The following is a 24,153-nucleotide window of genomic DNA, read 5'->3' as shown; positions in this document are numbered from 1 at the left end:
TACAGAAAAGACGGTCACCAGCTCAAAGGGAAGTGTTGGGCGCGGAGACTTCTGCAGGTTTAGCCGCGTACGCAGGTGCAAGGCAAGCCCTTTGGCACAAAATCCTTTTCCGGTTCTAAGCGCTTGCCTTACCGTAATATCGCTCCCGCAGCCAGAAGGAAACCCGTACTAACAAGATCAGTGCCGGCACTTCCACCAGGGGGCCGATAACGCCGGCAAATGCCTGCCCGGAATTCAGCCCGAAGACCGCGATGGCTACCGCAATGGCCAGCTCAAAATTATTGCCCGCGGCGGTGAAGGCTACCGCAGCCGTCTTGTCATAAGTTGCCCCGGCAGCCCGGGTAACAAAGAAGCCAATAATGAACATCAGGGTGAAGTAGATCAGTAGTGGCACGGCAATGATGAGCACATCCAGCGGGATTTTTACGATCAACTCCCCCTTCAGCGAAAACATAACTACGATGGTGAACAAGAGGGCGATCAGCGTCATCGGAGAAATAGCGGGAATGAACTGCTCAGTATACCACTGCTCTCCTTTGAGCTTAACCAGCAGGATCCGGCTCAGAATACCCGCCAGGAAGGGAATGCCAAGATAGATGGCTACACTTTCGGCGATGGTGGCAATGGAAATGTCCACAATCGCCCCCTCAAAACCAAAGTAAGGAGGCAGTACCGTGATAAAAATCCAGGCGTAAAAGCTGTAAGCGAACACCTGAAAAATGCTGTTCAGGGCAACCAGTCCGGCGCCGTACTCGCTGCTGCCGTCAGCCAGGTCATTCCAAACCAGCACCATGGCAATGCAACGGGCCAGACCGATAAGGATCAGCCCCACCATATATTCAGGATAGTCTCGTAAGAAAGTGATGGCCAGCAAAAACATCAGTACCGGCCCAACCACCCAGTTGAGCAATAGGGAAACGGACAAAACCCTGGTGTTTCTGAAGACTTTGGGTAGCAGGGCATAGTTCACTTTAGCCAGTGGAGGATACATCATCAGAATCAGGCCAATTGCAATCGGCACATTGGTACTACCGCTGCTGAAGGAATTAATGAAAGTAGGAATACCCGGAAAAAAATATCCCAGCCCTACCCCAATGGCCATGGCGACAAAGATCCACAGCGTCAGGTAGCTATCGAGAAAGCTTAGTTTTTTATTACTCATATTACCGAACGATTCTATTTAGTAAGTGGGCCACAGGGCCTTTTTGCTATGGTTTTCAGTAGCCTCTCCGAAGGTTCTCCGCATAGGCATTGGGCAGCGTACTGCTTTCCACTGCTTTAGCGGCCCTTTCAATATCATAGGTGAACTTCACAAATTCGACCGAGATGCTGTCCTTGTGTGACACAGAGGCATCCTGATTAATGTCCAGTATCACGTAGGTTCCACGCGTATCCTTGTCTTTTGGCTTTCCGACGGAGCCCAGGTTGATGGCGTGTCGGTACTGCGGGTTAGAATCGTCTCCCTCGTTCAGTATCCGGTGATAAGGTTTGTGCGTATGCCCGAAGCAAAGAATATCAGCTTCTGCCTGCTTCATGATTCGCAGCATGCTTTTCTCCGCCCGATCTTCAAATAGGTATTCATTTATTTTTCGCGGACTGCCGTGAACCAACAGCAGGTTCAGTTGCTCTCCGTTGAGTTTAAACTCAAGTCGCAAGTGGGCCGGGAGCGTTCTCAGGTACGCCCGGTTATCTTCCTTAATCAGTTCATTGGTCAGAGCAATAGAGACTGCCCCGTTGGCCCGCTCTTCATCCGTTTTGTAGGCACATCCGCAGTCATTGCTACTTTGGCCGATGCCAAAATCATAGTTACCCGCGATGGTGGGAATCTTGCGCCGACGAATCTCTTCAATTACCTCATTGGGCCAGATGTTATAGCCCACCAGGTCTCCCAGACAGTAGATAGCGTCGTATGATCTGTTATCTACATCGGTAAAAAATGCCTCAAGTGCCGGCAGGTTGGCATGAACGTCGCTGAACAGTATAATCTTCATTTTTTATAATTATGGGGCTAATTCAGAAAGCCAAAGCCCGGTTAGGCGAAAATCAGCCAGAGCACCTGGCCCCACTATATTGGTTTATTGCAATAAAACGATTAATAACGGTAAAAAAATCAGCAACAAGCGCCCTTATGCCGGGCATCCTGATCAAGGAACTGTAGCATTGTTTCCTTCATTTCCGCCCACTTATCGCTGTCAATACAATAGCAGACGCTGGTTCCCTCAACGTTTCCTTTGATCAGCCCCAGTTTCTTCAACTCTTTCAGATGCTGTGATATCGTTGGTTGAGCAAGGCCGATTTCGTCCACCAATTCTCCGCAGATACATTGCTCTGCCTTGAAGAGGTACTGAAGAATAGCCACTCTGGCGGGATGGCCAAAGGCTTTGGCGAAGAGAGAAATCTCGTTCTGTTCGTCCGAGAAGAGCTCAGTTTTTGTCAGACCCATATGGAGGCTTACTTATTCATTGCAATATTACGATTGAATAATGGCTTAGCAAAATTAATTCCAGTTTGGGCTACTGTGACGCTGGCGCTCATGAGGGTTCATTCCGCATAAATTCATAACCTTTGCCCTTCCGCAGAGTACCACGGCAGCTCCGCTTGTCGTATCACTATTCTGCCCTCCGCTGCTAAAATCATCGAATGAAACTTTCTCTTTCTTCCCTGCTGCTTTTTTTCCTGCTCTTTATGGCTCAGTGGCTGAGCCTGCAGCACTGTGCCACGCCCACCTCCCCTACGGGTGGGCCGCGGGATACGCTGGGGCCGGTGCTCGTCCCGGAGGAAACAACGGCGAACTTCCAGACCAACTTCCGCCCGGAGGAAATCGTCCTCACCTTCGATGAATGGGTCGAACTGGACCCCAAGCAGCAAATCCTTATTTCTCCACCTCTGGAGCTGGGCGAAGACAATGTGCCAAAGCTTCGCCGCCGCAGTCTCATCATCCCGCTTACCGGGCTGACGCTACGCGACAGCGTCACCTACGTTGTTAACGTTGGCGCTGCCATCAAGGACCTCAATGAAGGCAACCCGACGGAAAACCTGCGTTTCGTCTTCGCTACCGGCCCCATTCTTGACTCTGCTATGGTGAGCGGCACCCTGGTGGAAGACTATAGCGGAGAGCCCATCGAGAGCGCCACCTTCACTCTTTTCAGTAATCTGGCGGATACCGCCACAACCACGGAGAACCCTACCTACTTTGCGCAGACGGACGAAGAAGGGAAGTTCACGGTCTTCAACATTCGCCCGGGGCGGTATCGGGCCGTAGCCCTGCTACGGAACCCTTCGGCCACCAATTATTACTATGACCTGGAGGGCTACTCACAGCCACAAGCCGTTGGCTTCATTGACACCATCATCACGGTCGCTGACGGAACAACCCAGGTGGGCACCATCCGGCTATCGACTTTACAGAAGCCCGTCCGGATCAACAATACGGACACTTCCGCCTACGGCCTGATCAAGCTGACGATGAACCAGGCAGCCGACGGCATTGACTTGGAGTATGCCGGAGATTACCTACGCCGCGACCATAATGACAGCATCAAACTTTTCTATACCAACCCGCAGACAGATACTATTCTCGCTGGCCGCAACACCATTATGGAAGACACCATTATCTTTACCGCCAACGCCAGCCCACCGCCGCCAGCCCCCGAACTGGAGAGAGGCCCTACCGGAAACATGAACCCCGCCGAGGGGCTTACCTTTACCTTTAACCAACCCATCCTGACGGTAGACACCAGCCGGATTTCCCTGCTAAAAGACACCTTTCCTGATCGCTTACCAATAAGCTATTCGCTGGATTCTGTTTACCCCGGCAAGCTGATCATTAACCATTCCGGGCTGGCCAATGAACGCTTTGCGATCACCTTTTTGCCCGGAGCGATACGGAATACAGGCCAGGTACCGAACGCTGACACCCTCCGCCATATGTATACCAGAAACTCCCTGGAAAAGTATGGACGCCTGACGCTCAAAGTAACGGGCCTGGACTCCAGCGCTGCTTACCTCCTACAGCTCCTTGATAAGGAAGACGCCGTTGCCGGGACCCAGCGCAGTATCACGGGCACCGCTGTTTTCGACGTCGTCTACCCAGCGCTGAAACCCGCAACTTACCGGGTGGAAATCATTTCCGATACCAACCGAAACGGGCGGTATGATCCGGGGGACTTCTTGCTCGGCCGACAGCCCGAGGTCATCCAACGCTTCGATATTGAAGCATTAAGGCCCAACTGGGAAGTAGAAGAAACGATCGACTTACGGTAGTTGACGTTCTATTTAATATGTCAAAACTCCCGTTTTGCCGTCCAACATATTTACCTTACGGCTTGTTAGACCTCATGGGTGTAACCTACACCCTTTTACTACTCAATCAAAAAACTCATCAATGAGCTTACAGGACAAATATCGCAGCGTACTCACCCTCGGTGAAAAATTCAACGCCCAGGACGGTTACGTAGAAGAATCTGACGGCCGGCTTCGCGTTGGAGGAACCGTAGAATACCTGCACGAGAAAGACCAGATGTGGGATGAAATCAAGCGCATCGGCGGAGAAAACCCTTTCGACATTGAAGCAGACATCAAAGTTCGTAACACCTCCATCTACGCCCGCCATACGGTAGACAAGGGAGAGAGCCTCTCGCTCATCGCCAAGGATTACCTGGGTGACGTGATGGCTTACAAAGCCATCTTCGCCGCTAACTCCGACACCCTGGAAGACCCCAACAAAATTTTCCCAGGCCAGGAGCTCGTTATCCCTTTCCCCGAAGGTCGCAGCGCAGATTCCTAAGCCCTCTCCTCTCTTAAATGGCAACTGAGAATCGTCTCTGACCTTACATCAGGGATGACTAAGTTTTGCACGAGCGGTCAGCGGTCGGTAGTCAGGCAAATAGCCTTCACTGCTGACAGCTGACCGCTTTTTATATGCCCCAATTATCTGTTGACGGTAAGAGACCTCTTCAAAAATTAAATGACCACAGGGCAAAGGGACGGCCCGAGCTTAAAGCAACAGGTCCATATCTACGTGTTCTTCGATCAGCTCTACGGCACGCCTGATTTTCCAGGGTGTTTTGAGGTTGATTTTCACCTCCATCTGATTAATCCTCACTGCGGCACCATAAGTATCCAGCGCACAGGAAATGACCGGAATCTTGTGTTCGATCAGAAAATCGAGGTGAGGCAGGTCAGCCACCTTATGGTCTTCACCGGTCACGATAATGCCTGAGATCGTGGATCCCGGAAGCTTACGCTCTTCCAGAATGACCTGCAGAGCAGCCAGCGCTTCTTCCAACCGGCGACGACTTACCAGAATGAGCAGATTTTTGAGGTGATCAATTTCTGCCTGTGCCAGCAAGCTGCCACTGGCAATATTTTCCACCCGATTATTGAGTTGACTACGGTGTAACAAGGTTTTCCCTTCCAAAGCCCGACGGACGGTTGCCATAATCGGGTTAGACAACGTCTTCTCATAAGGGACTACGCCCAGAAGAGGAATCCCTAATTTTTTGAGGTAGATATCCAGGTATTTGCGCACCTTCTCTAGCTTGTCAGGCCGGGTTTTATTAACGATAACCCCCCGAACAGGCACCCGCTTTTCGCGAAACAAAGCCAGGTTCATGTTCAATTTATCGATGGTACTACCGATACCTCCTTCAACGATCATAATAACGGGAGAATCCAGCAACTGTGCCACCTGCGCATTGCTCATGTCGCAAACGGAACCAACACCTGGGTGGCCGGTACCTTCATAAATTACGATATCGTTCTCGGCCTGAAGCCGGCGACTGGCTTTAGTTATGGGACCGGCCAGGTCAAATTTAGTCGGGTCATCCAGATATTTTGAAGTAACTCCCCTGCCGATAATTATGGGGCTGTGAAGGTCAGCTTTCAGTTCAAAATCCATACCTCTGGCGAAGAGCAGGGCATCCTTATCTACCCGCAAATCTCCCAGTTCCACGAACTCCTGCCCTACCGGTTTACAGTAACTAACCTTATGCCCCCGGGCCCGAATCGCGGCCATTAAGCCTAAAGTAGAGGTCGTTTTTCCAACGTGCTGGGAAGTAGCGGCAATGTAAAGTCGATCGATCATATCGGGAAGGTAAGAATTTCGCGAGGATAGTTAAAGAGCGGAATTCAGCTGGCCACTGCACAGTAAGAACCGGGCGCTGCCGCAGGTGCAAAGAGACGTTTTTGAGGAGCAATGACCGAATGTCAGCCAACTGTGCTTTTTTTTAAACATCCCTTTGCACCTGCGGTCCCGCGCCCAGTATATCAGGATGGCCAAGAACAAGTCGTTGCCGCTTTGCCAGTGGCTTTTACCGGTAAGAAACAGCATTTTTTTTGCCTGAAGGGTAAGATTCACGTTCAGACACGATCTTCCCGTAGAACTTCACCACTAAATCATCCCGATCATGAAACACACTTACCGTTTATTACTCGTGGTTTTTCTGCTTTGCGGCGGCCTTTGGGGCCTGCAGGCACAGCAATTTGATTTCCCCGTTGATACCATTTGTGCCGACTTAGGTTCAGACCTGGTTATAGACCTCGTAAAAGACGATGTTCCCGCAGGGATCAGCTACATTACTGACCGGATAGAAACGCCTTGTTACCGAGTGACGGAACAAGGCGTCTTCATCCTTAATCCCGACGGTAGTGAAGAGCGATGTTGTGGGCCGCAGGAGCCTTTTGAGGTGGGGGTCTACTTTCGAAACGAAGACGGAGGCCGGGGTGAACTACTGGGCTTTCAATTAGTGGACCTTACCATAAAATGTCCAAAGCCAGACTGTGGCCTGATTGACCTTGAGGAATTCTCCGGAGACAACTCCACCGGCGAGCCTGGTCAGAACCCACCGACCTGTATCAGTGCCTGTGAGTTCAGTACGGCGACCTATCTGTTTGATCAGTCTATGGGTCTGACCTACGTATGGTCCGTTAGCCCGGCGGCCGCCGGCACGGTCAACTACAACCCCGGCCTGCCGGGGCAATTGCAGGTTGCGTGGGAAGACATTTCCCCCGCATCTCTTTCCGTTGACATCCTTGACGGTGCGGGGAACATTATTCAGACGCGCACCTGGTGCGTAGAGCTTACGCCCTCCCCCATTGCAGATTTTACGGCCGTTACGGACGCCTGCCTCGGGCAGGACGTGAGTTTTAACAATACCTCCACCGGTGCTCCCGCTACTTTTGACTGGGACTTCGGAGACGGCAACACCGTACAGAACGTTACTAACCCTACCCATAGCTACGACAACCCAGGCACCTATACCGTGACCCTTTATGCGACCTCTGAAGGCACTAACCCGGACGGTAGCCAGGCTTGCTGCTGTACGGACTCTGTTTCCTACGACATAACCATTGACCCACTTCCCGGCCCGGGAATCTTCTGGATTTCCACCCTTTGTGAAGGCGACGTCAGTAAGTACTGGACCGATGCGACCAATTGTGGCTCACTCGTTTGGGGCATTTCTCCTAACGGCACCATTACCAGTGGGCAAGGAACGGACACCATCATGGTACAGTGGGGGGCTGGTCCTGCCGGCACTCTGTCCCTGGCCGTTACGGGTTGTGATATTCCCTACTGTCCTTATCCTACAGAAGTGACCGTCCCGATCATTTCCTCGGTTGGCACCATTAGCGGCCCCACGGAAGTATGTAAGGGCGCATCAGCCAGCTACGAGCTTCCCAAATGGATGACCACGGAGTATGAATGGGCACTACCGGATGGTGGCTTCTTTAACGGCCCGGCAACCGGGCATATCGTGAATGTCACCTGGCCTACGGTACCCGGCACCTACACCCTCGTAGGGGAATATGGTAGCAGCTTCCTGGCGGGTCTTCCGAATCATGAGGGGGACGACTGCTACGGCAGAGCAGAATTGACCGTTACTGTTTTAGGAGATTTTGATATAACCGGACCGACGCAAATCTGCGTCAACAACATGGTTACTTATTCGGCCTTCGGAGACTTTGCCGGTGCCACTTTCAACTGGTACATTGACGGATTCCCGGCTTTTGACCAGACGGGCAGTTCCAGCTATATCGTTGACTGGTCTTTATTACCTGGCCCCGGGGCTTACGTCATTACAGCGGAGGCGGACACTCCTGGTCCGGCAGATTACTGTGTTAGTAAACAAAGCATCGTTGTCATTGTATCCGAGGCGGTAACGCCTGCTATCAGTGGGCCATCTGATTACTGTGTAAACGAACCTGTTGTCTTTACGATAGCCAGCCCGACACCGGGGTACAGCTATTTCTGGACGGTCTCACCGGGCAACGTTCTGATCGGCAACGGTGGCCCTACCATTACGGCAGCGTTCACCTCTACCACTGGCGGAACCGTAACGGCCTACGGACAGATGAACGTAGCTCCTTTCTGTCAGTCAGAAGTAGCCAGTGTAACCCTGAGTAGTAAGGAGTTTACTGCCAACCCGCAGATCAACAATATTCCTTCCTGTACGAACAGCCTGGCTGTCTACGGAATCACAGAAGCACAAGACCCGGCTACGACTTATGAGTGGAGTATTAGCCCGGCCACGTTGGGAAGTGTTGTTAGTGACGGAGATACTGCCACCCCTACTATTCAATGGAATAACGACCCTGGCTCAGCCACCATTACGCTGGTGATGACCCTCTGCGGGCAAACCAGAACCCTGACCCAGAATATTACCCTGACGGCCCCCACCGTTCCGGTGATTACACAAACAGGCACGCTTTGTCCGGGTGGTTCCGTGACACTGTCCATTAACGGCGCTTTATTCAGCAGCCAAAGCTGGAATACCGGAGCGGCAACCCCATCGATAACCGTAACAACGGAAGGCATCTATGTGGTGAACACCGTTGACCTGAATGGCTGCCCCGGTGTTGCTTCTTACCGGGTCAACGAAGTAGATGGGCCTCCCATCAGCATCAACACTTTTGACCGTCGTCAACACTGTGTTGATGACACCCCCGTGCCTCCACCATCCGTACTGACCGCAAGCACTGACCCCGCCAATACGATCGAGTGGTTCTGCAACGGCATATCTCAGGGGCCTGCAGCTACGGGAAATACGACCTTCAGCCACACCTTTAATGCTACCATTTCAGGATACACCTACGTAGCGGTCGCCACCGACCCTGCAGGCTGTACGGAGACCTCCGATCCTATTTTCATTATTCACGAGCGCTGCTGTGGAGACCCCTATGTGAGTGATCCGATTTCTCAGATTCATGAGTATACCGCAACACAACGCATGCCTGATTGTGACATTTATGACCTGGTAGCTGTTTACTCCGGCGACAGTGTTGTTTGTCATGGATGGGACTTACCCTACCAGACTCAAATACTAGGCAGTGGCGGTGATAACGACCCTGACCGGGATTCACTTACGATCCGCTTACCGGGTGTCGGCTGTTATGACGTAGACAGTGAGATATTCGTTTACAGCTACAAAACGGAAACAACTACTGTTATTGATGCCAATGGTAACCCACAACAGGTTACTACAATTGACACCATTAAGTGTGGCCGGGAGCTTCGGATTAAAATCTGCAACCCACTGCTGGCCGACTTCGATTACACCGAAGACTGTGGTAAAGTAAACTTCGCGGATGAGGGACAGGTAGACTTCTCTCTCACGTCCGGCCCGGTTACCTATACCTGGGACTTTGGCGACGGCAGCCCAGCTGGCTCAGGACCAAACCCGATGCATACCTATGCTGCAAACGGCAGTTATACCGTAACGCTGACGGTATCCGACGGTACTTGCCAGTCGGTTAGCGTGCAAACGGTTACCGTAAGCAACCTGCCGGATAGTGATTTCACCTTCAACCCAACCATGGTGTGTTACGGAGAGCCGGCCACCTTTACGGGTACGGGCACAAACGTCATCAGCTGGTTCTGGGACTTCGGCGACGGCGCGACCTTCAGCGGCAATGGCCCGCAACATACCTGGCTCCCCGCGTCCGCGCCCGCTAATTACACGGTTACTTTAACGACTGAAAACAGCGCCGGATGTACACAAACCATCACTAAGACGATCACCGTCAACCCCTCCCCCAACGACGATGTCATTGCGGCCTCTAATGGTTTGATCATCTGTGATGGAGATGATACGGATTTGTCCGTCTTGCCCCAGGCAGGAGCTACCTACGAGTGGTCTACTGGTGCAACAACGAACGTTATCACAGTAAGCACCGCTGGCACCTACGATGTAACCATCACTACCAGTGACGGCTGTGAACGAGTAATTGATGCCGTAGAAGTACAGGTAGTTCCTCTTCCGGACATTTCCTGGAGCGGAAACCCCTTCATCTGTGACAATGGCAGTACTACGCTGAAAGCACTCGCGGGCGGTGGCCACACCTACTCCTGGTTAGATGCCAGCACCGGAATGACTGGATCAGGGATGACTTTCCAGGTTGATTATCATCCATCCGCCCCTGTACACGACATTATCCTGAAGGTAACTAACGCTTATCTCTGTACTTCGGAAACGACAATACAGGTGGAGCAAGTAATAAGCCCAACGCCCGTACTTACCGTTACTGGTGGACTTTGTGAGGGAGACGGCAGCCTGATTCAGGTAACTAACCCTCAAACGGATGTAGTCTACACCTGGAACACGGGGGAAACCGGGCTTTCCATCTTCACTTACCAGGCGGGTGTATACACTGTTTTGGCTACGAACACCATCACGGGTTGTACGGGAAGTGATGCCGTAACCATTTACCCGCTTCCGGACATTTGCATAGTGCCCACGGGTTGTTACGAAACCTGTGCTCCGGACACCCTGCACGGGCCTGCCGGAGACTATACCTATGCCTGGTATAAGAACGGCAGCCTGGTGGGAACCGATATGGATTTGATCGTCAATATGTCGGCTTCCTACAGTGTAGTGGTCACGGACAATGTAACCGGTTGTTTCAGCGTAAGCGACAGCCTTTACCTAGAAGTTATTGACTGTGATTCCACGGATTGTGATGACCTCGTCACAATCGTCAAGGAATACACCCAGGACAACCCTACGAGAGACTGTTGCTATGAGCTCTCTTATACCGGGCTACCTAACGGTGTATACGCCATTGAGATTACCAGTACAGATGCGAATCTAACGGCTATCCCTGGCTCAGAGAATCCATTCTTTGGTTACGTGGGTATGCCTGATGCATCAACGATTCAGCTGGCATCCGACGGAGGGCTATCGACTCCATTGCCTACGGATATGAACGTTCAAAGTGCATTAGCTTTCTGTCCTTCGAACGCCACTAACAATCCTCAGACGATCCTCATTCAGTATCTGGATGCTGACCTGCAGGTTATTTGTGAAGAGGAGATTATAACAGAATGCCCGGCTGAGCCCGACTGCATTTATGTAACCACGGATACGCTGTACTGTAGCCCGGACGGAGGTTTGATTCTTGACTTCACCGTCTGTGTACCCAGTGACCTGACCTTTAACATTGGTTACATCCAGCTACAGGATGCTTCCGCCGAAGCGGGTGTAGACCTGCCCATTGGAATTCCGCTGTCCCCGGCCATGATTCCGGGGGAATGTCGTAGCCTGAGTATCAATCTTTCTGAACTGGTTCCGGGAGAAGAATTCTGTTACAAGCTGGTTGGTCATTCCGGAGACCCCGCTATTGACCCCTCAGCGCTTTGCTGTTCTGATCAGGAGCCCCGCTGCCTGGACATTCCATTCTGTGACCCCTGTGAAGATCTTGCAGTTGACATTGCTACGGCCGACGATGAAGGTTGCTGCTTTGACATCTTCCTGGTTGACAACGCTACTTTCGCTGATTTTGACGCCATTGACCTCTGCATCATTGATGGAGATGGTACGCTCTCTGTATTCGGCAATCTTGGCGACCCGATTGTTGGCTCCGTAAATACAGGGGGGACTACGGCTACCTTCGTTCCCGCTGGCGGCGGATTACTTCCTGACGGTTTCTTCCAGCTACCCCGAATCTGTATTGACGACAATACGGTAAGAGACCATACTATTGAAATAAAGTGGATGAAGGACGGAGAGGTGATCTGCCGCGACACCGTAATGGCCGAATGTGATCCTCCCTGTGGCTACCTTACGGAAGACACCATAGTCTGTGAAGGAGATCAATACGTCTGGAGTGGTCTGATCACCAATACCTCCGACCACCCCATGTCTCAGGCCTATATCTCCTTTGACGATCCCGCACTGGCAGCCTACAATACGACCATTGTATTTGGTTCCGTACTCAATACCGGAGACAGTGAGTCCATCAACATCAACATTGGAGCTCCTGCTTCACCTGGTGAAGAGATATGCTTTACCGTCACACTACACGAGCTAAATGATGAAGATGACCACCTCAACTGCTGTCATTTCGAGGTTTGTATTACGATGCCGGACTGTGAGATCAGTCAGCCTTGTAGTTGCGATGATGACGATTTTGAAGCCCTAGTAGCCCAAGGCTTCAGTGTAAACCTCGTTGGGCCTTCCGCTTTCGACTACGAGTTGTTACCCAAAGCTGACTTTAGGGAGTGTGACGTATTCCGATGGAGAGTACGCCGGGTTAACCCGTCTACCGGATGGCAGGTTGTTGGCACGCAAGAAAACCAGCTTTATACTTTCCCGGGTAACTTCGACTACCGAATCCAGATGATTGTTACCCGCACAGCGGATAATGGTGAGGTATGCCAAAGTTTCCGGTATCGTAGCCTCGACTTACGAGAAGCTGTCTCTTCACGCCCCACTTTTGAAGTATTCTCGTACCCTAACCCTACTGATGACGAGCTTTTCCTTGAGATTAGCGGACAGTTAGAGGGAGCGACGGTCACTAACCTTCAAATTTTCACCATTGATGGCAGACCGCTGCAAACCTTCCAGACGAAGGCCCTGCAAACGGGAAGTCTCGAAGCCTTAAGGCTCAATGTTAGTGACCTGAAGCCGGGGGCGTACCTGATCCGCGGAGAGAATGCCGGAACAACCTGGACGCATCGCTTCATCAAACGATGAAGATAAGCTGATTCATTTATTTCTTCGCATTCTGGGGAGAGCATCAATTTGGTGCTCTCCCTTTTTTGTTTCCAACAGAACAATGCTTTCAAAAGCCCGTCTCACCGCACCTGCGGCCGCGCCCTATTGTTGCCAGGCTTCCTGTGTATCTACTACCGCGAGTATTCCATAATAAACGGTTGTGCCCAGGCAAATACAGCGCCAGAGAGGTTTTGGCTCCGGGAAGTACCAGACATTCATCGCTGCTGACACAATGAACAGAACCGTTGCCGTCAGCGTCGCGCCCCACCAGCGTCCGCCCCGGCTGGGATAAGCGAAGTGTACCGGAATAAAGTGCAGGATAGCTAGCAGTACAATAGTGCTTATGAGCGCCCAGTCCGGCAAATCTGGTGTTACGAAAATCAGTACATACATCACCATATTCCACATGACAGGAAAGCCGATGAAATGCTTTCCATCTTCACTCACCATTCCTTCCAGGCCGTAATAAATAGCCGCTGAAAGCAGCATCGCGAAACAGCAGAAAAGCCTAGGCCAGTAATCCATATCAATGGCTACGTAAAAAAGATAAGCTGGTAAGATGGCATAGGTAAAAAAGTCAATGACGTAGTCAATCGTCTTACCACTCACCTGCGGAAGTACCTCCGTCACCTTGGCCATCCGGGCAAAAGTGCCATCAATTCCGTCGATAATCAGCGTGGCTAACATCCAGAACATGGCCGTTCGGTAGTCTCCCTCAATAGCGGAGAGTAACCCCATGAACCCCGCCAGCAGGCCGGAAGCGGTAAAAATATGGACAAGCCAGGCAAAAATTTTCATGTGGGTGTGTTAGTCAGTTCGGATAATTCCGATCAGTAGTTGTAGGTTGTGCTTTCGGCCTAAAAATAGCACGTAAAAGTGCTAGCGGCCGTTCAACCCTCTACCTCATGCGTCCACTCCTCCTTTTATTGACGATGCTCGGTCTGGCGGCCAGCTACCTCTTTTTCTTTACGGAACAGGACGTCGACTGGCCGGCTTTTGCCTCCGTATCTGTCTTTTATGCAGCGATATATTACGTTGGCGCCCGGGCCGCCAGAAAGAAAAAAGGAGAAGAAAACGACGCTGACGGGCTGATGTTGGCCGGTAGAAACCTTCCCATCTGGGTCGCCATTTTCACGATGAGCGCTACCTGGGTGGGAGGCGGCTTCATCAATGGAACGGCTCAGGCCGCTGCGGAGAGTGGACTCGTTTGGGTACAAGCTCCCTGGGGTTATGCGCTATCGCTCGTCATTGGCGGTTTGTTTTTTGCCCGGACAATGCGCCGGCGGCGTTACCGCACGATGCTCGACCCGCTGGAAGAAAAGTACGGTAAAAAAGTAACCGCTGTACTTTTTCTTCCCGCATTGACCGGAGAGCTATTCTGGACCGCCACCATCCTCACCGCTCTTGGTGCCACCTTCGCTACGGTACTCGGCATTGACCTGCAAACAGCCATCATCCTCTCAGCCGCCATCGCCGTAGCCTACACGGCTCTCGGCGGGCTTTGGGCCGTTGCGCTGACCGATGTATTACAGATGATTATCCTACTCATCGGGCTGGCCATCATCGTACCTTTTGCGCTGGACTACGGCGGAGGTTGGTCTGCTACCTACACCGCTTATGGCGAAAAATTCGGCGCTGCCGCCAGTTTTCTCCCCAGCCGCGAAGCATTGGGTAATGACTATTGGCTGTGGTGGGACTATGCCCTCCTGTTGATTTTTGGCGGCATCCCCTGGCAGGTGTACTTTCAGCGCGTGCTGGCGGCAAGAGACGAAAAGACAGCCATCTGGCTCAGTATCATTGCCGGAGGAATTTGCCTCATGGCCGCCATCGCACCAGTGATTATCGGCATGGTTTCGGCAACGGCAGACTGGACGATGATCGAAGCGGGTGCTCCGCCAGACGCCAGCGCTACCCTACCCTGGGTGGTACGCTATCTGACTAATCCCTGGGTTTCCCTCATCGGGTTGGGCGCCGTAGCGGCGGCCGTAATGTCAAGCGTGGACAGCAGCGTGCTCTCCGCCTCCAGCATGGGCATCTGGAACGTCTATCGACCACTGGTAGACCCGGGTTTGCCCGACAGTAAGCTGGCAAAACTCATCCAACGTTGCATCTGGATTACGGGTGTGGCGGCTACCCTCATCGCCCTGCAGGTAGAAAGCGTCTATGATCTTTGGGTGCTGTGTTCCGATTTCGTGTACTGCCTCCTTTTCCCTGCGCTGGTTTGTGCACTATTCGATCCTAAAGCGAATAAATATGGTGCCATTACCGGATTTCTGGTAGCCGCTTTCCTTCGGTTTGGTGGCGGAGAAGCTACGCTAGGCCTACCCGCTTTTCTCCCCTACCCAGTGGATTTCCCGTTTCGCACGCTAGCCATGTTGTGTGGGCTGGGGAGTATTCTCCTGGTGAGTCGGGTGTCGACGGGCAGAGGGGAAGTTTAGGGCGACAAAGCGCAGGTGCAAAATTTTGTCGATCTTCGGCAAAAGCCCGCCCATGAAATATTTGACGCTTCTTGTTGTCTGCTGCTTCGCCTGCCAATCATCCGAAAGTACAGACAGTAAGGCCATTCCTACGCTCCTTCCGGAAGAAAAGATGCGCGCTGAGAATGAACAAGCCCCTCCCCAGCATGAATTTCTCACGGCCATTTTCATGGCTGATTCGCTTGCTTTGATGCCCGGCCAGGAAGAGTCTCCCATGGCCTTTTATGAAGTTTCCAGTTTTGAAGCCAATTTTGAAAATGACCAACTCAATGCCATCATCAATACTGCCCTGGGCCGTGCCATCGTGGGTGAGGACGCTCCTATGCGGGTGACGGACCTACGGCGGACGATCCAGGCCTTTGTAAAGTCGCGCATCAAAGCTTATGGCCAGCAGGAAGTAGAGCCAGATTTGGTAAAAGACATGCCCTCCGCCTACGAGCAAGACCACCGCTTCACTACCGCCGTTACCCACCAAAACGACCGAATTCTCACCCTGGCCACCAATCACTACTATTTTACGGGCGGCGCCCATGGCAACTACTATACCGTTCTGCAGAGCTTCGACCTGAAAGAGGGCAAAGAAATTCACTTCACCGATCTTTTCCGCCCCGACGCTAAAGATCAACTGACCGAGGTGCTCAGTCAATGGTCTGAATTCAAATCCGAAGACATCTACCCCACGGAAAATGTAGGCTTCACCGCCGAAGGTCTCGTGTTCAACTATCCACCTTATGAAATTGGGTCCTACGCAGACGGAGAAATAGAAATTGTGTTGCCCTATGACGTCGCCAGAGACTATCTTTCGGATAATGCCCGTAGCCTTTTGGGTATTTAGTCCCGTTTGTACCGCCGACTTCAGCCGGCGGATGCATTAGATCCGCCGACTGAAGTCGGCGGTACAATACACTACCATGCGCCACCTCCTACTACTTGCTTTCCTTCTGATTTTTGTGCCGGGCTGCAACCGGCCGGCAGCGCTCAGCCAGGCGCCTGCTGATCAGGTACCGGTCGCTACCGCCTTGTTCCCCCAAAAGGAACAAATTGAGGCCCTTGCCGCAGAGTACCGCACCAATAACGGCATCCCCGCGCTCTCCGTAGCCATCATGCGAAAAGGCAAGCTTGTGTATAGTGGTGGGTTTGGTATGGCGGACGTAGCGACCGCAAAACCCGCTACCGGAGAATCTGTATATCTGCTAGCCTCCATCAGTAAACTCTTCGGTGGCACCCTGGCGGCAAAGCTCGAAGCCGAAGGCCAGCTCAGAGACGAGACTATCGTTAATCTCGACCTTTCTAAGCCTACCCGGGATTACATCGATCTACCCGCCAATGGCCATACCCATACGGTTGCCCAATTAACCGCTCACCTGGGCTGCGTACCTCACTACGGCGGCAGCTCCACACCCGATGGTCATTTCGCTACGGCTGCCGCTGCCGCAAAGCAACTCAACAATGACCCTACGCTTTCAGGATGCACCATTGGGCATAACTACAACTACTCCACCCACGCCTTCACCTACCTCGGGGCCGTTTTGGAAAAGGTAACCCGACGACCTGTTGCCCGGCTGGTAGAAGAAGAAATTGCGGACGCCTACCAACTCCCCAGCGTGAGGGTCATGTATCGGGAAAAAGAACTACGCCCGAACCCCCATCGCGTCTCCATCTACGGTAATGCCGGAAACGAGATCAACTACGAAGAGAACAGCTGGAAGGTATTCGGCGGAGGTATTGAAGCCAACGCCATTGACATTGCCCGCTTTACGCACCTGATCAACGTCGGTCGCATTGTCGATGCGGACACCCGGGAGAATCGCCTTTGGAAACGACTCGCGCCCGATTCAGAATCACCCTACGGCATCTCCTGGCGGCTGGGAGAAATGGATGGTGTTCCGGTTGCAGAACACAGTGGTTCTGCCCGGGGCTCCCGCACGCACGTACGCCTGTATCGGGACGCGCAGGATCCGCTCATCATCTGTGTATTGACCAACGGAGGCATCACTAATTTCCGGCCCGAGGCACTGGTAACAGAAATGGGCAAGGTGATTCGGGGGAAATAACCTACTATCATACTACCATTACTATCAAACTTACTCACTCCCCTTCCCCAATCAGCCAGCCCCCCGTCCAGGCAGCCTGAAAATTGAAGCCACCGGTGATGGCGTCAATGTCCAGTACTTCGCCGGCCAGGAAAAGCGTCGGGTGTATTTTACTCCGGAAAGATTTGAAGTCAACCTCGCGCAAGTCAACACCACCAGCGGTAGTAAACTCATCTTTATTGGTAGACTTGCCCGTAATGTGGAAGCGTGCGCTGGTGAGCTGCTCCGTAAGGGCAGCCCGTTGTTTTTTGCTGAGTTGAGACCATTGCTGATCGTCAGGGATGCCGGCGGCGGAGACCAGTGATTTCCAGAGTCGGATGGGCAAATCGAAGCTGGCCCGGGTAGTGATCTGGCGCTTTGCGTCAGACATCTTAAGCTCGTCGAGCTGTTTTTCCACGTCGACGGGGCGCATAGCGAGCCAGTTCACGGTTAGCGTAAAGTTGTACTTACGCGGTGCCAGCCGGCGGGCACCCCAGGCGGAAAGGCGCAGAACCGCCGGTCCGCTGAGGCCCCGGTGGGTAATGAGCAGCGGACCTTCCGCCTTCAGTTTATCATCATTAATGGCCAACTGCGCCCAGGGAAGACTCACTCCGGAAAGGCCCCGAAGGCGGGTGTCTTTGGTATCAAATGCAAACAGCGACGGAACGGGAGGCACTACGGTATGGCCCAGCCCTTCCAGTATTTTCCAGACAGCGGGGTTGCTGCCGGAAGTAACAATGAGGCGATCGGCGCGGAAGGTATGCTCACCAGCTTTGACGGTCCATTGGGGCGATGCCGCAGGTGCAAGGGACGTTGAAGGAGCCAGGATTTCCGACACCCGACACTTCGTCATCACCTTCACGCCACTCCTCTTCGCTGTGTTCCAAAGACAGTCAATGATCGTCTGGGAAGAATCCGTAACCGGGAATACCCGTCCGTCCTCTTCAATCTTCAGCTCCACACCCCGGTCACCGAACCAGCCCATGGTGTCTCCGCAGGCAAATTGGTTAAAGGGCCCGAGCAATTCCCGTTCCCCCCGGGGGTAAAACTTTGACAGCTCGCGTGGCTCCCAGCAGCCATGCGTGACGTTGCAGCGGCCGCCGCCGCTGATCCGGACTTTCTCCAGCACGCTCTTCCCCCGCTCCAGAATGGTGATGTCCTCCTCCGGGTGCACCGCCGCCCGGCGGATAGCGGAGAAGAAACCGGCGGCGCCGCCGCCGATGACGAGGGTCGTCGATGTTTTACGTTTGCTCAAAAGTCATTGCTTGTTTAGGCCGCAAAAATAAGCCTGCTTCTGCGGACTAAAGCCCGCGCAAGCAGCACACTGCTCCCTTAACCTTCTCCGCACCTGCGTTTATCGCCCAACATCTCCCCAAATTTTCCTTACTTTGCCAACCTCGCCCACCACCACCATGATCAACTACCAAATTACCACCAACGGCCGCGACTACCCTCTGACCAGCGATCAACTCGCTGCACTGGATCTCGTGCCCACCGGCCACCGGCAGTGGAACCTGCTTCACGAAGGCAAGAACTTTGCCATCACCCTTCGGGACATCGATCTGGCCGCAAAAACCGTCGCCCTGACGATCAACGGCCGCGAGCACGATCTTGCCCTCAGCGACGAAGTCGATCTCCTCGTTCAAAAACTTGGCTTCTCCACCGTCGAGAATACCAAAAGCAAGGACGCCATCGCCCCCATGCCCGGCCTTGTACTTGACGTCATGATCGCCGAAGGCGATACCGTCGAAGCCGGCAAACCCCTACTCATCCTCGAAGCGATGAAGATGGAAAATGTCCTCAAATCCGAAGGAGACGGGACGGTCAAATCCATCAAAGTAACGAAGGGTGAAGCTGTCGAAAAACGGCAACTCCTCATCGAGATTGAGTAACCGCCGCACGCTTGCTCCGTAAACGACCGGCCAAAGCGCCTTCCAGGCGCGCTATCAAAACATCATGCAAGAATTTTCCAACATCACCAAAACGGAATGGCTCGCCAAGGTCGAAAAAGACCTGAAGGGCAAACCATTGGATAGCCTCAACTGGGATGTGGAAGGGGAAACGTTTACGCCCTTTTGGCACCATGAAGATCGCCCGTCGAACGGGAATGAAGTTGCTTCTTCCCGCGACTGGAAAATCGGCGTCCGAATTCCCTTTTCTTCCATCAAAGAGAGCAACTCCCTTGCACTGGAAGCCCTGATGGGCGGAGCAAATTTCCTTCGGTTTGATTACCCTGGGAGTATTGAACCAAAAGAGCAAGAAGATCTTCTTACGGGAATTCTGGTTGACATCATCGACTATGCCTTCTTCGATTTGAACGCAGAAGGAAATAGAGCCTACTCCAGAGAGGACGTCCGGGAATACCTGAAGGTGCAGGCGGAAACCCCTCGGCCCAATCCCCGCATCTGGCTCACCATCACTGACGACTATTTCAACTCCATCGCCTTCCTCCGCGCCGTCCGGCTCTGCCTGCAGCAGATTAACCACGAGCACGGTCTGCCAACGGATTGCGAAATCGGCGTGATGATCAAAGCCACCGACGAAAACGCAGACTACCAAAAGATAAAGAACACCAGCCAGGCCATGGCCGCCATTATCGGCGGAGCCGACATCCTGATCATTGAACCCAGCATCGGAGAAGATGACAGTAGCTTTGAACGCCGCGTCGCCCGCAACGTCCAGAACGTTCTTCGCGAAGAAGCCTACCTCCACCGCGTTGCCGACCCCGCCGCCGGCAGCTACTACATCGAAGCCCTGACCGACACTTTCGCCCGCAAGATCTGGGCCGAGTTTCAGCAATTAGTATCCAAATGAAAAAGATCCTCATCGCCAACCGCGGCGAAATCGCCCTGAGAGTAATGCGTACCGCTAAGCGGATGGGCATTAAGACGGTAGCCGTATTTTCGGAAGTAGACCGGGGCGCACCCCACGTACGCTTTGCGGACGAGGCCGTACTGCTCGGCCCCGCCCCTTCCAACCAGTCTTACCTCGTGATGGACAAAGTCATCCAGGCCGCCAAAGACACGGGCGCCGATGGCATCCACCCCGGCTACGGCTTCCTGAGCGAGAACGCTGAATTTGCCCAAAAAGTAGAAGCTGTCGGCATCACCTTCATCGGCCCAAAGCCGCACGCCATCGAGGTGATGGGGAACAAACTGGCGGCTAAAGAAGCGGTAGCGGACTACGACATTCCGATGGTACCGGGTATCGAAGAAGCGATCACCGACGTAGAGCTAGCCGCTAAGATCGGCGATGAAGTCGGCTATCCGATTTTGATCAAAGCCGCCGCCGGCGGCGGCGGTAAGGGCATGCGGATCGTCGAAAACCGCGAAGGTCTGCGCGAAGGCATGGAACGCGCCATCAGCGAAGCAACCTCCGCCTTCGGCGATGGGTCCGTCTTCATTGAGAAGTACGTCACCCAGCCGCGCCACATCGAAATTCAGGTACTGGCGGACAACCACGGCAACGTCATTCACCTCTTCGAGCGGGAATGTAGTGTGCAGCGAAGACACCAGAAGGTCGTTGAGGAAGCCCCTGCCGTCCCCCTAAGTGGGGGCACCTTCCCGCAGGATTTGCGGGACCGCATGGGAGAAGCTGCCGTGAAAGTCGCTAAAGCCTGCGATTACTCTGGCGCTGGCACCGTTGAATTTCTACTCGACGGACAAGGGAATTTCTATTTCCTCGAAATGAACACCCGCCTGCAGGTGGAGCACCCTGTCTCGGAACTGATTACAGGCGTCGACCTGGTGGAACAACAGATTCGTGTGGCCAGAAACGAAGTCCTGAGCATCCGGCAGGAAGACCTGACGATCAAGGGCCACGCCATTGAGCTGCGGGTATACGCCGAGGATCCGCTCAATAATTTCCTGCCGAGTATTGGTAATCTGGAGACTTACAAAATTCCCACGGGCGACGGCATCCGCGTTGATGATGGCTTCGAAGAAGGGATGGACGTCCCCATCTATTATGATCCCATGATCGCCAAACTCATCACCTACGGTGCTACCCGGGATGAGGCGCTGCAACGCATGCGGCAGGCCATTGATGATTACCACATTAAGGGCATTGAAACGACCTTGTCTTTTGGTCGCTTTGTGGTTAATCATGAAGCCTTCATTAGCGGCCATTTTGATACGGGCTTTGTGAAGGAGCACTATTCTCCGGAAGCTATTCTGGCGGATCAGCATCGGGAAGAAGCCATTGCGGCAGCGGTGGGCGCGCGACTGTTTACCGAGGCGTTGAAGACCTTGAGTGTGCCGGTTTAAAAGGGAGGCTGCTGCGCAGCTCTTGGGGGTTAACCACCGAGGTGCGCAGAGGTTGACACAGAGGTGCACGGAGAGGCTGCTGCGCAGCTTTAATTTAACCACAGATTATCACGGATTCACACAGATTAGGGCACAGATTTTTTAATTGATTAGCATGAAAGAGATTGATTTCGGCAAAATTCCTTTTCGGCGCGTGAGCGAGGCAAATCGAGAATCGAAAATCGAGAATCAAGAATCGAGAATCGACACCCCCGAAGGCATCCCCATCCGTCCCGTTTACACGGCAGACGACCTGGCCGACGTTGATCACCTCGGCTACGTAGCGGGCATCCCGCCCTATCTGCGCGGTCCCTATTCGAGTATGTATGCCGTACGGCCCTGGACGATCCGCCAATACGCCGGCTTTAGCACGGCGGAGGAATCCAATGCTTTTTACCGGAGGAACCTGGCCCAGGGGCAAAAGGGACTTTCCGTCGCTTTCGACCTGGCTACCCACCGGGGCTACGACTCTGATCATCCCCGGGTACCGGGGGATGTCGGCATGGCCGGCGTAGCCATTGACACCGTGGAGGATATGAAGATGCTCTTCGATCAGATTCCGCTGGATAAGATGTCCGTCTCCATGACCATGAACGGCGCGGTGCTGCCCATCATGGCCTTCTTCATCGTGGCGGCAGAGGAGCAGGGCGTTGACCAAAAGCTGCTCTCCGGCACCATCCAAAACGACATCCTGAAAGAATTCATGGTGCGGAATACCTACATCTATCCGCCAGCTGCGTCGATGCGTATTATTGGGGATATTTTCGAGTATACTTCTCAACACATGCCCAAATTCAACAGCATCAGCATCAGCGGTTACCACATGCATGAGGCTGGGGCGAGTGCGGACATCGAGCTGGCCTACACCCTGGCCGATGGCCTGGAATACATCCGAACCGGAATCGCAGCCGGGCTTAAAATTGATGACTTTGCCCCCCGCCTGAGCTTCTTTTGGGGCATCGGGATGAACCACTTCATGGAGATCGCCAAACTGCGGGCGGCGCGCCTGCTGTGGGCCCGGATTGTAAAAAAATTCGAGCCCCAGAACCCCAAATCAATGGCTTTGCGGACGCATTGCCAGACCTCCGGCTGGTCGCTCACCGCTCAGGACCCCTTCAACAATATCGCCCGCACAACGGTGGAAGCAATCGCGGCTGTTTTTGGTGGAACGCAGTCGCTGCACACCAATTCTCTGGACGAGGCTATCGCCCTACCCACCGATTTTTCGGCGAAGATTGCACGCGATACCCAGAAATATTTACAGCAAGACACCGGCATTACCCGGGTAGTCGACCCCTGGGCGGGCAGCTATTACGTCGAAAAACTCACTGCTGACCTGGCCGACCGTGCCTGGACCCTGATTGAGGAAATCGAAGAAATGGGAGGCATGGCCAAAGCCATTGAGCAGGGTTTCCCGAAGCTGAAGATTGAGGAAGCTGCGGCCAGAAAACAGGCCCGTATTGATGGCGGCACGGACAAAATCATCGGCGTCAACCTGTTTCCCAATCTGGAAGAAGAGGAGAAAATTGAAGTGCTGGAAGTTGATAACAAAGCCGTCCGGGAGTCCCAGATTGCGCGCATTCAACAAGTGAAGGCGGAGCGGGATGAGGGCGCGGCCGCAGGTGCATTGGAAGCTTTACGGCAGTGTGCGAAAAACCTCTCCCCCGGCAAAAACCTCCTTCAGGCCGCCGTCCACGCTGCCCGCGCCCGGGCCACCCTCGGGGAAATTTCTGAAGCTTTGGAGAGTGCCTTCGGCCGCTACCGGGCCACCAACCGACTCATCAGTGGAACCTACGCCAACGAAATGAAACGCAACGACGACTTCCAGACGGCCCGTGACCTCACCGCCCGCTTCGCCGAAGTATACGGCCGCCAGCCCCGCATCATGGTCGCCAAACTCGGCCAGGATGGGCACGACCGTGGCGCGAAGGTTATTGCCTCCAGCTTTGCTGACATTGGCTTCGACGTAGACGTTGGCCCGCTTTTCCAGACCCCGGAAGAAGCTGCCCGCTCCGCCGTGGAAAATGACGTTCACATTCTGGGTATCTCCTCCCTTGCTGCGGGGCACAAAACACTCGTCCCAAAAGCTATCGCTGCCCTGAAAGAATTCGGCGCAGAAGACATCATGGTCGTCACCGGAGGTGTCATTCCCGAACAGGACTATCCTTTCCTCTATGAGGCTGGCGTAGCCGCCATCTTCGGCCCGGGAACCGTGATCGCTAAAGCAGCAGTAGCCATTTTAGAGATTATGCTACCACCGGAATAGAACTTACTCCAACGGAATGGCAAATAAAAATCGCCATAAACC

The 24,153-nt window shown here is 53.4% G+C and carries 16 protein-coding genes; 10 read left to right on the top strand and 6 right to left on the bottom strand.

Going from position 1 to position 24,153, the window contains the following annotated elements; translation table 11 throughout:
- Window positions 1-115 precede the first annotated feature (115 nt).
- The 3 genes from arsB to BM123_RS04845 form a co-directional block, all read right to left on the bottom strand.
- A complete protein-coding gene (gene arsB, locus BM123_RS04855) occupies window positions 116-1,162 on the bottom strand; it encodes an ACR3 family arsenite efflux transporter (protein WP_090165880.1) in 1,047 nt (348 codons plus the stop codon).
- A 55-nt stretch (window positions 1,163-1,217) separates the two neighbouring features.
- Window positions 1,218-1,991: a metallophosphoesterase family protein gene (locus BM123_RS04850; protein WP_090165878.1), complete on the bottom strand. Its 774-nt coding sequence runs from the start codon at window positions 1,989-1,991 to the stop codon at window positions 1,218-1,220.
- Between the two features lie 119 nt (window positions 1,992-2,110).
- Window positions 2,111-2,443 (bottom strand): ArsR/SmtB family transcription factor, encoded by a 333-nt coding sequence (locus BM123_RS04845; RefSeq protein ID WP_090165876.1) that lies wholly within the window; start codon window positions 2,441-2,443, stop codon window positions 2,111-2,113.
- 197 nt (window positions 2,444-2,640) lie between these two features.
- Between BM123_RS04845 and BM123_RS04840 the strand changes: the two genes are divergently transcribed.
- Both BM123_RS04840 and BM123_RS04835 read left to right on the top strand, forming a co-directional pair.
- Window positions 2,641-4,263: an Ig-like domain-containing protein gene (locus BM123_RS04840; protein ID WP_090165875.1), complete on the top strand. Its 1,623-nt coding sequence runs from the start codon at window positions 2,641-2,643 to the stop codon at window positions 4,261-4,263.
- Between the two features lie 121 nt (window positions 4,264-4,384).
- Complete coding sequence (locus BM123_RS04835; protein WP_090165873.1) at window positions 4,385-4,786, top strand: LysM peptidoglycan-binding domain-containing protein; 402 nt, start codon at window positions 4,385-4,387, stop codon at window positions 4,784-4,786.
- Between the two features lie 210 nt (window positions 4,787-4,996).
- On the opposite strand, the gene BM123_RS04830 is transcribed toward BM123_RS04835, so the two are convergent.
- Window positions 4,997-6,085, bottom strand: a complete 1,089-nt coding sequence (locus BM123_RS04830) for an AAA family ATPase (RefSeq protein ID WP_090165871.1) — start codon at window positions 6,083-6,085, stop codon at window positions 4,997-4,999.
- 322 nt (window positions 6,086-6,407) lie between these two features.
- Between BM123_RS04830 and BM123_RS04825 the strand changes: the two genes are divergently transcribed.
- On the top strand, window positions 6,408-12,971 hold the full coding sequence (locus tag BM123_RS04825) for a PKD domain-containing protein (RefSeq protein ID WP_090165868.1): 6,564 nt from the start codon (window positions 6,408-6,410) through the stop codon (window positions 12,969-12,971).
- 123 nt (window positions 12,972-13,094) lie between these two features.
- Here BM123_RS04825 and BM123_RS04820 read toward each other — a convergent pair whose 3' ends face one another.
- Window positions 13,095-13,790, bottom strand: coding sequence for a CDP-alcohol phosphatidyltransferase family protein (locus tag BM123_RS04820; RefSeq protein ID WP_090165866.1), 696 nt, complete (start codon window positions 13,788-13,790; stop codon window positions 13,095-13,097).
- Window positions 13,791-13,897: 107 nt separating this feature from the next.
- Here BM123_RS04820 and BM123_RS04815 point away from each other — a divergent pair, with 107 nt between their 5' ends.
- The 3 genes from BM123_RS04815 (at window position 13,898) to BM123_RS04805 (ending at window position 17,523) form a co-directional block, all read left to right on the top strand.
- A complete protein-coding gene (locus tag BM123_RS04815; RefSeq protein WP_090165865.1) occupies window positions 13,898-15,430 on the top strand; it encodes a sodium:solute symporter family protein in 1,533 nt (510 codons plus the stop codon).
- Between the two features lie 52 nt (window positions 15,431-15,482).
- Window positions 15,483-16,304, top strand: a complete 822-nt coding sequence (locus BM123_RS04810; protein WP_090165863.1) for a DUF3298 and DUF4163 domain-containing protein — start codon at window positions 15,483-15,485, stop codon at window positions 16,302-16,304.
- A 76-nt stretch (window positions 16,305-16,380) separates the two neighbouring features.
- Window positions 16,381-17,523, top strand: coding sequence for a serine hydrolase domain-containing protein (locus BM123_RS04805; protein ID WP_090165861.1), 1,143 nt, complete (start codon window positions 16,381-16,383; stop codon window positions 17,521-17,523).
- Between the two features lie 34 nt (window positions 17,524-17,557).
- On the opposite strand, the gene BM123_RS04800 is transcribed toward BM123_RS04805, so the two are convergent.
- Window positions 17,558-18,796 carry a BaiN/RdsA family NAD(P)/FAD-dependent oxidoreductase gene (locus tag BM123_RS04800; RefSeq protein ID WP_090165859.1) on the bottom strand — a complete coding sequence of 413 codons (1,239 nt, stop codon included), beginning with the start codon at window positions 18,794-18,796 and terminating at the stop codon, window positions 17,558-17,560.
- A gap of 133 nt (window positions 18,797-18,929) precedes the next feature.
- Here BM123_RS04800 and BM123_RS04795 point away from each other — a divergent pair, with 133 nt between their 5' ends.
- From BM123_RS04795 to scpA, 4 genes are all read left to right on the top strand, one after another.
- Window positions 18,930-19,433, top strand: a complete 504-nt coding sequence (locus BM123_RS04795) for an acetyl-CoA carboxylase biotin carboxyl carrier protein subunit (protein WP_245748429.1) — start codon at window positions 18,930-18,932, stop codon at window positions 19,431-19,433.
- A 64-nt stretch (window positions 19,434-19,497) separates the two neighbouring features.
- Window positions 19,498-20,355 (top strand): methylmalonyl-CoA mutase family protein, encoded by an 858-nt coding sequence (locus BM123_RS04790; protein ID WP_090165857.1) that lies wholly within the window; start codon window positions 19,498-19,500, stop codon window positions 20,353-20,355.
- Complete coding sequence (locus BM123_RS04785; RefSeq protein ID WP_090165855.1) at window positions 20,352-21,806, top strand: acetyl-CoA carboxylase biotin carboxylase subunit; 1,455 nt, start codon at window positions 20,352-20,354, stop codon at window positions 21,804-21,806. The genes BM123_RS04790 and BM123_RS04785 overlap by 4 nt, the downstream gene beginning before the upstream one ends.
- A gap of 154 nt (window positions 21,807-21,960) precedes the next feature.
- A complete protein-coding gene (scpA, locus tag BM123_RS04780; protein ID WP_090165853.1) occupies window positions 21,961-24,111 on the top strand; it encodes a methylmalonyl-CoA mutase in 2,151 nt (716 codons plus the stop codon).
- The last annotated feature ends 42 nt before the right edge of the window (window positions 24,112-24,153 follow it).

Source organism: Neolewinella agarilytica (genome assembly GCF_900110645.1).
GTDB classification, from domain to species: domain Bacteria; phylum Bacteroidota; class Bacteroidia; order Chitinophagales; family Saprospiraceae; genus Neolewinella; species Neolewinella agarilytica.
Note: the sequence above shows the minus strand (reverse complement) of the source record. Positions and strands in the feature narration are given on the sequence as shown.